The organism is Vibrio sp. MOR3, assembly GCF_001557775.1.
Classification (GTDB): Bacteria; Pseudomonadota; Gammaproteobacteria; order Enterobacterales; family Vibrionaceae; genus Vibrio; species Vibrio jasicida.
In genome coordinates this window covers 62177-76228 of sequence record NZ_LNRD01000008.1, presented here as the reverse complement: position 1 = coordinate 76228, position 14052 = coordinate 62177, and the positions used below count along the sequence as shown (strand labels likewise).

Sequence of the window (14052 nt, the reverse complement as noted above, 5' to 3'; positions counted from 1 at the left end):
TACTGCGCCACATGTGGATAAACATCAAGCAACAACGTTTGCATCCCTATCTAATCGTTGATTTTTCATGCTAATCATGCGGTATATTCACGAATTATTACAGTCTTAAGCCTTGAATATGCTACCATCCACCATCATTTTAATGTCTAAACTTGGTGCAGGTCGCAAAGCCGATCCTTTTAGTAAACACACATGAGCCAATACTGAGCACCAGTAAATCAATAGAAAGAGAAAAATGTCATGAACATTGATTTGAACCTAATTCCTCAAACGTTCGATATGTTTCACGCAGGCCTTGCGGCTTCGAGTGTTTTACTTCTTCTAATCGCGGTATCTCGCAAATCTAAAGTGATCGAGAAAGTGGTAGAAAAACCAGTCGAGAAAATCGTCGAGGTTGAGAAGCCAGTCGAGAAGATCGTAGAAGTAGAAAAAGTCGTGGAAGTAGAAAAAGTCGTCGAGCGTGTTGTAGAAGTTGAATCTAAGCTTGCTACTGCATCTACAGACTCTGCAATGCAGCTGCTTTCTATCATGCAGCAAGAAGCTCGTCTGATTGACTTCCTAAAAGAAGACCTAACGTCATTCTCTGATGAGGAAGTTGGCGCAGCCGCTCGCGTAATCCACACTGGTGGTCAAAAAGTATTAAGCGACTACGTGACGCTAGCACACGTTCGTAACGAAGACGAAGAAACTCGCATTACGGTTGAAGAAGGCTTCAACCCACAAGAAATCCGCCTAATTGGCAACGTAACAGGCAGCGCGCCATTCAATGGCACGCTAGTTCACAAAGGTTGGAAAGCAACATCAATGACGTTGCCTAAACTGGCTGAGAACTACGATGCATCTGTGATCGCTCCAGCTGAGGTTGAGCTGTAATGGAACACATGAACCAAGAAAACCATTCTCAAGAAGCGTCTGTTGAAACTCAACAGACGCCTAAATTCAGTGTTGGTATCGACTTAGGTACAACACACTGTGTCATGTCTTTTGTTGATACACACAACGAAGACGCTCGCGTTGAAGTGATGCCTATCCCGCAACTTACTGCGCCGGGCACGGTAGAGACTCGTAGCCAATTAGGCTCTTTCCTTTACCAACCACACGAGCACGAAATGAACCCGCAATCACGCGTTCTTCCGTGGTCGAGTGAGCCAAAAGCTCTGGTTGGTGCAGTTGCACGTAACCTAGGTTCGAAAACGCCAATTCGCCTTGTTGCAAGTGCGAAATCTTGGCTTTGCCACGCAGGTGTGAACCGTCGTGATGCTTTCCTGCCAGCAGGTAGCCCAGAAGAAGTGGAAAAAGTATCCCCTCTTCGCGCGACAGAGCTTTACCTAGAGCACCTAAAAGACGCTTGGAATCACACGAATCCAAATCACAACCTTGCCGATCAAGACGTGACTATCACGGTACCAGCTTCTTTTGATCCTGCTGCCCGCGATCTAACTGCAGAAGCAGCACGCAACGTTGGCTTTGTGCACCTAACGCTTCTAGAAGAGCCCCAAGCTGCACTTTACAACTGGATCGATAACAGCAACGACAAATGGCGCGACGAAGTTGAAGTTGGTGACATCGTGCTTGTGGTCGATATCGGTGGTGGTACAACCGACCTTTCTTTGGTTGAAGTAACTGAAGACGACGGCAACCTAACTCTGAACCGCATCGCGGTAGGTGAACACATCCTACTTGGCGGTGACAACATGGACCTTGCACTTGCGTACCGCTTGAAGATGAAGCTAGCGCAAGAAGGCAAAGAGCTACAGCCATGGCAAGTTCAGGCAATGACACACGCATGTCGCGACGCGAAAGAAGCGCTCTTGAACGACAGCGAACTTCAGTCAGTGCCAATCGTAGTACCAAGCCGTGGTTCTAAACTGCTTGGCGCAACGCTGAAAACAGAACTGACTCAAGAAGAAGTACAACAAACACTGGTTGACGGCTTCTTCCCTCAAGTTGCGATTACGGACCACCCTGTTCAACGTAACCGTGGTGCACTAACGCAAATGGGTCTGCCTTACGCACAAGATGCAGGCATTACTCGTCACATTGCTGCGTTCTTGTCTAAACAAGCCAATGCTCTTTCTACTTCAGGAAATGGCGCAGAAGCAGCAGCTCAAGATTTCAACCCATTCGCGAACATGCCTGGTATGCCAGGTGCGGATGTAGCGCAATCAGCTGACTTCATCAAGCCAACCGCAATCCTATTCAACGGTGGTGTTCTGAAATCGAAACTTCTAGCAACTCGTCTAGAAGACACGATCAACGAATGGCTAATTGAAGCAGATACTGAAATGGCAAAACGCCTAACAGGTGTGGATCTAGACCTTGCAGTTGCTAGCGGTGCAGCTTACTACGGCTCTGTACGTCGTGGTCAAGGCGTTCGTATTCGTGGTGGTATTGCTTCGGCTTACTACGTGGGTATCGAAAGTGCAATGCCTGCGATTCCTGGCATGGCGCCTCCAATGGAAGCACTGTGTGTAGCACCATTTGGTATGGAAGAAGGTTCAAGCGTTGACGTACCAAGCCAAGAGTTTGGTTTGATCATCGGTCAGCCAGTTAACTTCCAGTTCTTTGGCTCAACCGTTCGTCGTGATGACCTAGCAGGTACTCACCTAGACTACTGGGCACCAGAAGAGCTTGAAGAGCTTCCAGAAATCCAAGTAACACTGCCTGTATCTGAAGGTCGTCGTGAAGGTGAAGTGGTTCCGGTAACCCTAGCCTCTCGCGTCACAGAGCTTGGTACGCTTTACTTAGAAGCCATTGCCGCTGATAACGGTCAAAAATGGCATGTTGAGTTCGATGTGCGCGAAGACGCGAAAAGCAACTCAAACGAAGAAGAATAAATAGAAATCAAACGGCATCCAATCGGGTGCCGTTTTTAAATACACGAAGGTTTGTATGGCATCTCCTCGTTTTCTTGTTGGTATTGACCTTGGCACCACAAACACTGTGGTGGCGTATTGTGAAATCACCGACAACCTTGAACAATCCGAAGTATCCCTATTCGACATCGACCAATTGATTGGCCCGGGTGAAGTGGTTCGTAAGCCACTGCTGCCCTCTTTCCGCTACCATCCTGCGGTTGGTCAAATATCCCCTTCTGACCTGACACTTCCTTGGGAAAACGAACCAGTATCTGGCGACATTAGTAATGTGATCGTGGGTGAATGGGCTCGTGAATTAGGCGCTAAGGTGGAAGGACGTCAGGTATCCAGTGCTAAAAGCTGGCTATCGCACCAAGCAGTAGATCGTAGTTCAGACATTCTTCCTTGGGCTGGTGCGCAAGACGTAGATAAAGTCTCACCCGTTATTGCCAGCGCAAGCTACCTCAACCACATTCGTCAAGCATGGAACTACCGTCACCCTAGCAATAAGCTAGAAGACCAAGATGTGGTTGTGACCGTTCCAGCGTCGTTCGATGAAACCGCTCGTAAGCTCACGCTTGAAGCTGCACAACTGGCAGGTTTGAAAAAAATCGTCCTGCTCGAGGAACCACAAGCCGTATGTTACGACTGGTACGCGCGCCACCAGCAAACCGCAGCCGATGAACTCAAAGAGTTGCCACTGATCCTAGTGTGCGATGTGGGTGGTGGTACCACCGACTTGAGCTTGATTGAAGCAAGTTTCTCTTCTCAAGATGAACTAGCCCTTGATCGTATTGGTGTTGGCGAGCACTTGATGCTTGGTGGTGATAACCTCGACTTAGCATTAGCACATCTTGCAGAGAGCCGCTTCAACCAAAGTAAGAAGCTCACTGCAGCAAGCCTGACTAAGCTGATTCAGCAAACTCGCAAGGCGAAAGAAAACCTACTTTCAGCGAGTGCACCTGAAGAAGTAAAAATCACCATGCTAGGCAGCGGCTCAAAACTTCTTGGCGGAACAAAGAGTATTGGGTTGAGCAAACAAGAAGTGCACCAAATCGCTTTGGATGGCTTCTTCCCGCTTTCTGATTTCAGCGAAGTACCAGATAAACGCCGCAGCGCGGTTGTCGAGTTTGGTCTTCCATACGTTGCTGACCCAGCGGTAAGCAAGCACGTTGCCGAGTTCTTAACTCAGCACCAACAAGTTGCTCGTGCCGCTCTTGGCATTGAAGACGACAAACAAAATGCCATTCCAGTCGGTTTACTACTCAACGGTGGTGTATTCAACAGTGAACTTGTGACCGAGCGTGTCACTACCCTCCTTTCCGATTGGCGCGGCGCACCCGTTACGGTACTAGACAACCCACATCCAGATTGGTCTGTTGCGTTGGGTGCCGTTGCATTTGGTAAAGCACGTCGTGGCGCACAACTTAAAATTGGTGGTGGCGCAGCGCGTTCTTACTTCTTGCATCTTCAAGAAAAGAACAAGATGGGCAAAGCGCTCTGTTTGCTTGCAAAAGGTACAGAAGAAGGACACGAGATCCGCTTAAGTGGTCGTCGTTTCTCGCTTACCCTAGGTGAACCCGTTCGCTTTAACCTGCTGACTTCTACCCACGACACCTTAACCAATAACACTGCCATTCAAAACGGCGTGATGGTTGACGTTGATCCGGACTTATTTGTTCCTCTGCCGCCTTATATCACCACCCTTGAAGGTGAAGGCGCTGAACTGCAAGCCAACCAGAAAGAGCGTGTAGAAGTGCAACTGGCGTGTCAGTTGACCGAAGTCGGCACGCTTAAGATGGAATGTGTCAGCGCAGAAGATGACAGCAAACGTTGGGAGCTGGAGTTCGAAGTTCGTAACAAGCAAACCGACGACAGTGAGCAAGTTAAGCTTCACCCTAAACTGAACGAATGTAAGGAGCTGATCGCTCGCCTATACAGCGGTAATAAGAAAAGCGCAGAAAGCAAAGAGATCAAAACCTTAGCCAAAGATCTTGAGAAGAGACTTGGCAAACGTGACGAGTGGGATTTCACTACCCTACGTCAACTTTTTGATACCTTTGCACAAGGTCGTAAGCGTCGCCGCCGCTCTGAACAACACGAGAAAAACTGGCTTCGTTTGGCTGGCTTTGCGTTGCGTCCGGGCTTTGGCGATCCAACCGACTCATGGCGCATTGAGCAAGTTTGGGGGCTCTACCAGCAAAACATTCAGTTTAAGAACCATCAAGGTTGGACTGACTGGTGGGTATTCTGGCGTCGTATTGCCGGTGGTTTAAGCCAAGAGCAGCAAGAGACTATCTTGGCGGACATTGCGAAATATCTACACCCTGGCGCGATGAAAAACCCACAATCCGCTAAAGCGGCACAAGATATGGGTTACGAGTCGATGGTTCGCTTGTCTGCCTCTCTAGAGCATTTAGAAGTCGAAGACAAGGTTCTATTGGCTACGTGGTTCTTGAGCAAAGCAATCAACCATAACCAGTTCGAACAAGCACACTGGTGGGCAATGGGTCGCTTGGCATCACGTACGCCTTTGTATGGCAGTCAGCATAACGTCGTTCCTCGTGAACAAGCGGAACAGTGGTTGCCTAAGCTGTTGGAGCAGAACTGGCAGAAAGAGCCAATGATCGCTTTCGCAGCCGTAATGATTTGTCGTAAGACGGGCGACCGCCTATTCGATATCTCAGACGACTACCGTGAACAGGTACTGGCTAAGTTGAAGCAAAGCAAGGTACCTGAGTCTTGGGTATCACTGGTTGAAGAAGTCAAAGAGCTATCTGAGAGCGAATCGAAGCGTATCTTCGGTGATGCACTGCCAAGCGGTCTAACGCTGGTAAATAACTAAGCTCCCATGCTTATAAGCGCAACAAAGCCCTTCGAGTGAAGGGCTTTGTTTTATCTGATTCTAATAGCTGACGAAAGACGACTCATAAGGGTCTGTTGATCTTTTGCGGTTAAATTTTGTTCGAGATAAAAGCGTTTTAATCGCGGCGAGAGGTTTGTAGCCTAGTTATTCTAAGCAAAATCCTCTCAACAAAGAGTAAAACGCTTTTAGCCGAACCCGTCGGGCAGCGTTTGTGGCTCCTTTCTACTGCGTTATCGGCTTATCAGGTAGGGCAACTACATTTCAAAGCCTCTGCCTTGTATAAAGAACCCACAAACTGCTGCAAAAATCAGCTCAAAAGGTCAACAGACCCTAATTCATTTCCGTATTGATCACCACATCACGCGTTTCATTATCCATATCACTGATGCCGACCACTGAGATTTCACGGTCAGATAAATTCTCAATCATGCTGTCTTCTAACCCACCAACGGTCATCCACGCATAGAATTTTTCCGCAATACGATCCGAACCTTCCCCGACAAACGTTAATGTGACCTTCTTCATTTGTGACACTCCATCAATTTACGATTCAGCCACTTAAGCGTAGTATGTTTCGCAAATATCGACATAAACTAGGACTAACTTCTTTTATGAGTATCGAAAAATTTGACGCGATTTATCAGCGCGCTGCTGAGCGTAAAGGTGGTGAAGATCAACTTGAAGCACTTTTGTCTCATCCACTAAGCAAAGAAGAATTGGCAGCGATTCCCGACGACCGTTGGCTGGCCGCTTTTTCGATGAAAGTATTCCAAAGTGGGATTTCGTGGAGCGTAGTTCGCAACAAGTGGCCGAACTTCGAAGAAGTGTTCTTCGGATTTAAGATTGAGCCGCTGTTGATGCTGTCAGATGAGCAATGGGAAACCAAAGCAACCGACAAACGCATCATTCGCCACCTCACTAAAGTCATGTCGATTCCTGCCAACGCTCGCATGATCCACGAAGCAAAAATCGAATACGGCTCGTTTGGCAAAATGGTTGCCGATTGGCCGCAAGAGAAAATCACCGACCTATGGGCATATTTGAAGAAACGCGGTAATCGCCTAGGTGGAAATACTGGTCCTTACACACTTCGCCAGATGGGCGTCGACACTTTTATCCTGTCTAGCGATGTTGAAGCTTACCTGCGTAATTGCAAGATCATCGAGGGTGGCAAAGATACTAAAAAGTCGCTCGAGGCCACCAACAAAGCCTTTGTTCAATGGCAGCAAGAAAGTGGTAGAAGCCTGTCTGAGATCAGCCAAATTATTGCGTTCAGCACCGGCGATAACCGTATTTAATCCAGACTCAACACAAAACAATAACGGCACACTAATCATTATATTTAGTGCGCCGTTTTTATGTTCATTGGTTCAAGTACACATTTACTTTGAAGCCAGTGATTCCCACTCCGTCAGTAGCTGCATAATACGGTGAGAGTCTTCCCATGTTGCACAAGGGTTTTCTAACGATGTACGCCCGGCTTCAACCGCTTGGCGAATATTGCGCACTTGATAGAAGAAAGCATCCCCTGCCGCCGGTACAAACACTTCACGCTTTGACGTCTCGTAAATTTCCACACTAAACTGGTTTTCTTGCGTTGGTAGCCATGGGTTTGAATCTAACGTAATACAGCCTTTGCTACCCAGAATGGTGAATTGGTGTTTCAATCCGTGATCTTCGGCAGTGTGTACGCTCGCCGTTTGTTGCTCACCAAATTGCATCATAAAGTTCGACTCGCAGATGTTCCCATCATTACCTGATCGGCCAATCGCCGTCATAGAGCGGCTCTCAAAGGTTTGTTCACCCAACATGGTTTTCACCACCAAATGCACCAATGACATTGGGTAACAACCTAAGTTATACAAAGCACCTTTGCTGTCTGGATTAACAAACTGTGCAATCGACGCGATATAAGACGTATGGATGGAGCGAAGTTCACCAATCTCTCCCGATTTAAGCACCGAAACCAACTCGCTGATCAACGGGTGATGTAAATACATTAAGCCTTCAGCAAAGAACACCTTGTGCGCTTCTACGGCTTGAAGCGCCAGCTCGGTTTTTTCCATATCTACCGAAAGTGACTTTTCACACAGAATCGCTTTTCCTAGCTCTGCCGCTTTGACGATAAAGTCATGATGAAGGTGATTTGGCAATGCGATGTAAATAATGTCGACTTGCTCATCGGCAATCAATGTATCGTAATCGTTGAACGTGTTCTCGATGCCATATTGCTCAGCGAATGCCTTTAAGTTCTGTTCCGAACGCCCAGCAACCGCGTACAGTTCACTCTTGTCATCGCCTTGGATTGCCTCAGCCATAACACCTGAAATAAAGCTTGTGCCTAAAATACCCCATTTCATGTTCGCCTCTCCTATTGAGCTTGGGTTTCGAATGCTTGAACTAACTCTGCCATTTCAGCCGCAATAAACGCTTGTGTATGCGGCATAGCAAAATGCGCTTCAATCGCGGCGCGGTTTTCATATCGCTCCCAAAGAATCACACGTTGTGGATCTTTAGAATCGTAGGTCGCATTCGCTTGCAAGCACCCCGCTTCGCTTTGCATATCAAGGCAAAATTGTTCAATGGCTTCAACCACTTGTTGTCTTGGCTTATCGGCATTCATTTTCAGTTCGGCGGTAACAAAAATCGTCTCGCTCATGATGGATCTCTTTCTCCATTCTTAATCATACGCCCACTGTAATTAACCTCATTTGATTGATAAACTCTGCTTTAGTTATTTCTTTATCAACTCTGAGTGTGCAATGGATAAATTAACAAGCATGAAAGTTTTCGCTTACGTGGTCGAACACGGCAGCTTTCGTAATGCAGCACACCACTTTGATATTTCACCGACCATGGTTGGCAAGCACGTGAGCTTTCTTGAGCAAAGCTTAGGTACACAGCTGATTCATCGGACCACGCGCAAACAGTCCTTGACCGAAGCCGGTAGACTCTACTACCAAGAGTGCCGCCGCATTATTGAAGACATCACCAACGCAGAGAACCTGATCCAGACGCTGATTAACCGTCCAACCGGAACAGTAAAAGTTAACTGCCCTGTCACGTATGGCAAAAAGGTCATTGCTCCTATCGTGGCTGACTTCTTAGCTGAATTTCCCGATTTGAACGTTGAGCTGATGTTGGATAACAATTTGATTGACCCATATCGAAGCGAAGCTGACGTGATTATTCGAATCGGTGAATTGGTCGATTCGTCGTTAGTCGCGAGAAAATTGGGTGAATACCACATGACTTACTGCGCCTCACGCTCTTACCTTGAGCAACATGCCCCTATCCAATCGCTTGATGACCTTGAACATCATCATTGTTTGGGGTTTCAGTATCACCAAGGAGAAAGCCAACAAGTGGTGAACATGCCATCTAATACCTTTGGAAACAGCAACACCCGATTAACGTCAAATAATGGCGATGTACTTAAGTTTGCCGCGTTAAAAGGCTCTGGTGTTCTTCTGCAACCAAAGATCTTAGTTGAACAGGAAATCCAATCTGGTGCCTTGGTAGAAATTCTCCAGCAACATGCTCCCAAGCCAAAACCGATCCACCTGCTTTACCGTTCAAAACAGCTTTCCCTTAAAAATCGCACGTTTGTCGATTTTGTTCTTTCTGACACTAACTAATCCACCTCTCGTCGCCAAAAGCCGATTTCATTTACCATGACAAACTTCGCTGGTACATCAGTGATAAAAATGTCAAATTCATCAGAGGGTGTGCACGATTGAGGACATCATCTTCAACACCTTATTCCAACGTGTGTTTCACCTCTTCTTGTTGAGAGAAAACTTACTTTTTGTGTGAGAATGAATGAATTTCTTCTGTAATTTTAAGCGACTTGTTTAATAAACAAGAACCATGTTATTCATCCAAAAACTTCATTCTTTTTCAATCCTCTCCCAGCCATAATTTTGCTCCAGAATAGCAGACGATAAAAATGCAAATTTGGAGGTTGGCTGTGCGTAATACAAAAGGTTTTACACTGATAGAATTAGTGATTTGCATCGTCATTCTTGGCGTATTGAGTGTCGTCGCATTTCCCAAGTTTCTGGACATTCAAAAGGATGCGAGAGTCGCCGTGCTTTATGGGGCACGTGAAGCTTTAATGACAGCAAATAGTCAGGTGTACGCTAAAGCCGTTATTCAATCTCAAGAGCAAGTCGATTCAGGTGATCTTAAAAACATCGACTTGGATAATGATGGTGTGAACGATTTGATTGGTTATTACGGTTATATCAAGAATGTGATTCCCGCTCATGATTTAGCAGGATTTGATCCGCAATTAACGATCAATCGATGGTATGGGGTTGAAGACGAAAATGAACCCTATTTCCTCATCGGTTTTGCTAACAAGCCTGTAGACATCTTTCACCTTTGCTATGTTGAGGTATACTACCCACATACAGCCGGTGGTCAAATAAAGTACGAAATTAAAACTGACGACTGCTAAAACGCCTTAAAATGGGCTTCAAGAGACTTACTTTTGAAGCCTTCCCTCTTTTACACGACAGAAACCCGCAAAACAAAACATTAACATAAATTTCACAATATTTTGTTACATCCGGTCCTTACAGAGATAGATAAAGCTCTAAATCAATGGACCATGACAAAATCGACACATTGTATTGTTTTTTATTTCGCTCAAAAATTATGCTTGTAAACTCATCATTTCGCTCAATAATGGTTCCATAATAAATTCAATCATTTAAGCAGGAGGCGAAATGCGAATATTCTGGCAATTGCGTTGGTATTTTCGACAAAAGTGGAAACATTATGTAGGTTCAATCCTATTATTTGCTGTCATTTCCGCCCTGCAATTAATTCCTCCCAAAGCGGTTGGTATTATCGTTGACGGTGTCGTCGATAACACGCTAGAAACCCGTACATTAGTCATGTGGTTATTGAGTCTTATCGTGTTGTTTTTTGCGATATATGCCTGTCGAATACTCTGGCGTATATGGCTGTTTGGCGCGAGTTGGGAATTAGGGACCATTTTGCGTAATCGCCTGTATCGTCACTTGTCGACTCAACCTCCTCGTTTCTTTGAGCGTTTTAAAACTGGTGACCTCATGGCCCGAGGCACTAATGACGTGCGTAATATCGTGATGACCGCTGGAGAAGGTGTACTAACGGCAGCTGACTCACTGATTACTGGCATTGCAGTACTGATTGTGATGGTCACTCAAGTCAGTTGGAAGCTCACTGTCATGGCGTTGTTACCAATGCCATTCTTGGCGGTAATTATCTTCTTCATTGTTCGTATTCTTCATAAACGCTTTAAAATTGCTCAAGAAGCCTTCTCTTCAATGTCAGATATGACGCAAGAATCTCTCAATGGCGTTCGCATGTTGCGTGCTTTTGGATTAGAAAACCAAGAGCAACAACGCTTCGAAGACGTCGTTGATGATACAGGTGCAAAGAACATTGCAGTTGCAAGAGTGGATGCTCGTTTTGATCCTGCCATCCAGATTACCATTGGTATGTCATTCTTCCTAAGTGTGGCTTCTGGCGCTTACTTGGTAGATAAAGGCGACATCACTTTGGGGGACTTAACCGCATTTACCATGTATCTCGGCTTAATGATTTGGCCAATGCTGGCCTTTGCATTTTTGTTTAATATTCTTGAGCGTGGCTCTGCCGCTTGGAATCGCCTACAAGAAATCTTCGATGAACAACCTGAAATCATCAGTGGTGAGAAATCGTTAGGTAAACAGCCATTACCATTGAACATCAAAATTGATGAATTCTATTGGTCTAAGAATTTACCCGCCGCACTAACCGATTTATACGTCACATTAGAACCTGGAAAGATGTTGGGTATTGCGGGACCGGTTGGTAGTGGCAAATCAACGCTGCTGACTCTCTTGCTCCGTCAACATGATATGGATAATGGCACGATTCAGTTCGGTGACATCAACATTAAAGATGCCGTATTACCTGAGTGGCGAAATCGTTTTGCCGTCGTTAACCAAAGTCCTTTCCTATTCTCTAAATCGATCTTCGACAACATCGCTTTGGGTAATCCAGATGCGTCGAAAGACGAAGTCTACCGCGCAGCAAAATTGGCGTGCATTCATGACGATATCGAAAAGTTTCCTGAAGGTTACCAAACCGAAGTGGGCGAAAAAGGCATTACCCTTTCTGGCGGTCAAAAACAACGTATCGCGATCGCTCGTGCGATGTTATTAAATGCTCAGGTTCTCGTGTTGGATGACGCACTGTCTGCCGTAGATGGCCGCACAGAACATCAAATACTTAAGAACTTAGAAACTTATTATCGTGACCAATCGCTGATTGTCATTGCCCATCGTCTAACGGCTCTAGAGGCGGCTGAAGAAATCATCGTACTAAACCACGGTCACATTGGAGAGCGCGGACAGCACAAAGCGTTGCTTGAACGTCAAGGCTGGTACGCTGAAATGTATCAGTACCAAAAACTTGAACAGGCAATGGAGGACTAATCATGAAGCAATCAACAACATTTAAGCGGTTAATGTCTTACCCATTGTCGCAACCAAAGCCAATGATTAAAGGGCTTTCTCTGCTGTTTATTGCGGCGTTAGCCAGTGCCGGTGGGCCTTGGTTGATCCAATACTTTATCGATGAACATATTGCCAAAGGCGACTACTCGCGCGATATTTTGATTTCGCTTGCGGCTGGTTACATCGCTTTGCAAATCATCTCCGCGACCTTCCAATACTTTCAGTCGCTACAATTCAGTATTGTTGCGACCGATACGATAAAAACCATTCGTAAACAAGTTTTCTCTGGTGTCATCAAACAACCGCTATCAGCATTCGATTACACACCTGCAGGGAAGCTGGTTTCTCGCATCACTAACGATACGGAATCGCTTCAGCAGTTTTATGAACTGCTTATCGCGACGGTGGTGAAAAATGTTGTCATGATCTTAGTCATGCTTGGCGTAATGACTTACATGAGTTGGAAGTTAACACTGGTTGTGTTGGTACTACTGCCTATCGTCGTTGGCTTTATGTACCTATTCAAACAGCTGAGTACCGCGAACTACCGCAACATGCGCGATTTGCTCACCGATATCAATGCGAATTTAAGCGAATCAATCCAAGGGATGAGTGTTGTTCAGCTCATGCAACAAGAAGCGCGTTTTAACAAACAGTTTAATGACCTAACCGAGCAGCACTTGGTTGCTTCTAAAAAGGTGATTCGTTTGAATGGCTACTTATTGCGCCCGTTAATGGACTTGTTAGCGGGCCTCGCCCTACTCTCTTTGGTAGCTATCTTTGGTTTCAATGGTATCGAACTGATTGGTGTGGGTGTGCTTTATGCGTTCATCAGTTATCTTGCTCGCGTTACCGAACCTTTAATTGAGATGACTCAACAATTGGCATTACTTCAGCAAGCGCTCGTATCAAGTGAACGTGTGTTCGAATTGATCGATGCGAAAGAGCAAACTTACGGTGATGACCATCAGCCATTAAGAACTGGATCAATTGAGCTTAACCACCTGACTTTCAGTTACGACGGAAAACAAAACGTATTGAAGGACATTTCTTTAAAGACCAACCACCAAGACTTTATTGCGCTTGTTGGTCATACCGGAAGCGGCAAAAGTACCCTAGCGTCCCTGCTAATGGGTTTCTACCCAGCAGAGATCGGTGAACTGCTCATTGATGGGCGTCCATTAAAGTCGTTAGGTAAAGATGTCCTTCGTAAAGATGTGGCCATGGTTCAACAAGATCCGCACATTCTCCCAGCAAGCGTGCGAGAAAATATCTCTCTGGGTAGACCAATGGAAGACGCTCAGATTTGGGATGCTCTTGAAAAAGTCGGATTAGCTGAACAGATTCGTCGTTATCCGAATGGCTTGGATACGCAACTTGGCCAAGGTGAAACCAATCTTTCGGCAGGCCAAAAACAATTGCTTGCACTCGCGCGCGTATTAGTAGCGAAGCCAAAGATTCTTATTTTGGATGAAGCGACTGCGAACATCGACTCGGGGACCGAAGCGTTGATTCAGAAGAGTCTAGAAGTACTTCGCCAAGACATGACGCTTGTTGTAATAGCGCACCGTTTATCGACCATTTTGGATGCCGATAAGATCATCGTCTTACACCATGGTGATTTGGTAGAAAGCGGAACCCATAAAGCACTATTGAAGCAAAATGGGCGTTACGCGCAAATGTACCAACTTCAACAAGCAAACCGCCATATTCAGCAAATTGAAGAAGAGGATGATAAGCAGTTCGAGGAAGCTGTTTAAACAGCCTATACGACAAGCCAATACTGACTTTAAAGCCCGTTAGCTATGCTACGGGCTTTATATTTTAAGGTATA

General features: G+C 45.8%; 11 protein-coding genes. 8 read left to right on the top strand and 3 right to left on the bottom strand.

Translation table 11 applies throughout. From position 1 onward, the window contains the following. Positions 1–240 precede the first annotated feature (240 nt). Genes ATB76_RS16100 through ATB76_RS16090 form a run of 3 tightly spaced genes read left to right on the top strand, consistent with a single transcriptional unit; the run spans position 241 to position 5703 of the window. Positions 241–873, top strand: coding sequence for a DUF2760 domain-containing protein (locus ATB76_RS16100; RefSeq protein ID WP_061035702.1), 633 nt, complete (start codon positions 241–243; stop codon positions 871–873). Further along, positions 873–2837 carry an Hsp70 family protein gene (locus ATB76_RS16095; RefSeq protein ID WP_061035701.1) on the top strand — a complete coding sequence of 655 codons (1965 nt, stop codon included), beginning with the start codon at positions 873–875 and terminating at the stop codon, positions 2835–2837. Before ATB76_RS16100 ends, ATB76_RS16095 begins: the two co-directional genes overlap by 1 nt. Before the next feature lie 55 nt (positions 2838–2892). Continuing rightward, positions 2893–5703, top strand: coding sequence for an Hsp70 family protein (locus tag ATB76_RS16090; protein WP_061035700.1), 2811 nt, complete (start codon positions 2893–2895; stop codon positions 5701–5703). Positions 5704–6054: 351 nt separating this feature from the next. Here the strand turns inward: ATB76_RS16090 and ATB76_RS16085 are convergent, their stop codons facing one another. Then, positions 6055–6249 carry a hypothetical protein gene (locus ATB76_RS16085; protein WP_061035699.1) on the bottom strand — a complete coding sequence of 65 codons (195 nt, stop codon included), beginning with the start codon at positions 6247–6249 and terminating at the stop codon, positions 6055–6057. 86 nt (positions 6250–6335) lie between these two features. Between ATB76_RS16085 and ATB76_RS16080 the strand changes: the two genes are divergently transcribed. Further along, the gene (locus ATB76_RS16080) at positions 6336–7022 is read left to right on the top strand and encodes a DNA-3-methyladenine glycosylase I (RefSeq protein WP_061035698.1); all 687 of its coding nucleotides are present in this window, start codon (positions 6336–6338) and stop codon (positions 7020–7022) included. A gap of 84 nt (positions 7023–7106) precedes the next feature. Here the strand turns inward: ATB76_RS16080 and ATB76_RS16075 are convergent, their stop codons facing one another. Continuing rightward, the gene (locus ATB76_RS16075; protein WP_061035697.1) at positions 7107–8084 is read right to left on the bottom strand and encodes a Gfo/Idh/MocA family oxidoreductase; all 978 of its coding nucleotides are present in this window, start codon (positions 8082–8084) and stop codon (positions 7107–7109) included. Between the two features lie 11 nt (positions 8085–8095). Continuing rightward, the gene (locus ATB76_RS16070) at positions 8096–8383 is read right to left on the bottom strand and encodes an antibiotic biosynthesis monooxygenase (protein WP_005389066.1); all 288 of its coding nucleotides are present in this window, start codon (positions 8381–8383) and stop codon (positions 8096–8098) included. Between the two features lie 103 nt (positions 8384–8486). Between ATB76_RS16070 and ATB76_RS16065 the strand changes: the two genes are divergently transcribed. From ATB76_RS16065 to ATB76_RS16050, 4 genes are all read left to right on the top strand, one after another. Beyond that, positions 8487–9362, top strand: a complete 876-nt coding sequence (locus tag ATB76_RS16065; protein WP_061035696.1) for a LysR family transcriptional regulator — start codon at positions 8487–8489, stop codon at positions 9360–9362. Positions 9363–9694: 332 nt separating this feature from the next. Next, positions 9695–10186, top strand: a complete 492-nt coding sequence (locus ATB76_RS16060) for a type II secretion system protein (RefSeq protein ID WP_061035695.1) — start codon at positions 9695–9697, stop codon at positions 10184–10186. Positions 10187–10457: 271 nt separating this feature from the next. Then, complete coding sequence (locus ATB76_RS16055) at positions 10458–12197, top strand: ABC transporter transmembrane domain-containing protein (protein ID WP_061035694.1); 1740 nt, start codon at positions 10458–10460, stop codon at positions 12195–12197. A gap of 2 nt (positions 12198–12199) precedes the next feature. Continuing rightward, on the top strand, positions 12200–13978 hold the full coding sequence (locus ATB76_RS16050; protein WP_061035693.1) for an ABC transporter transmembrane domain-containing protein: 1779 nt from the start codon (positions 12200–12202) through the stop codon (positions 13976–13978). Positions 13979–14052: the final 74 nt, after the last annotated feature.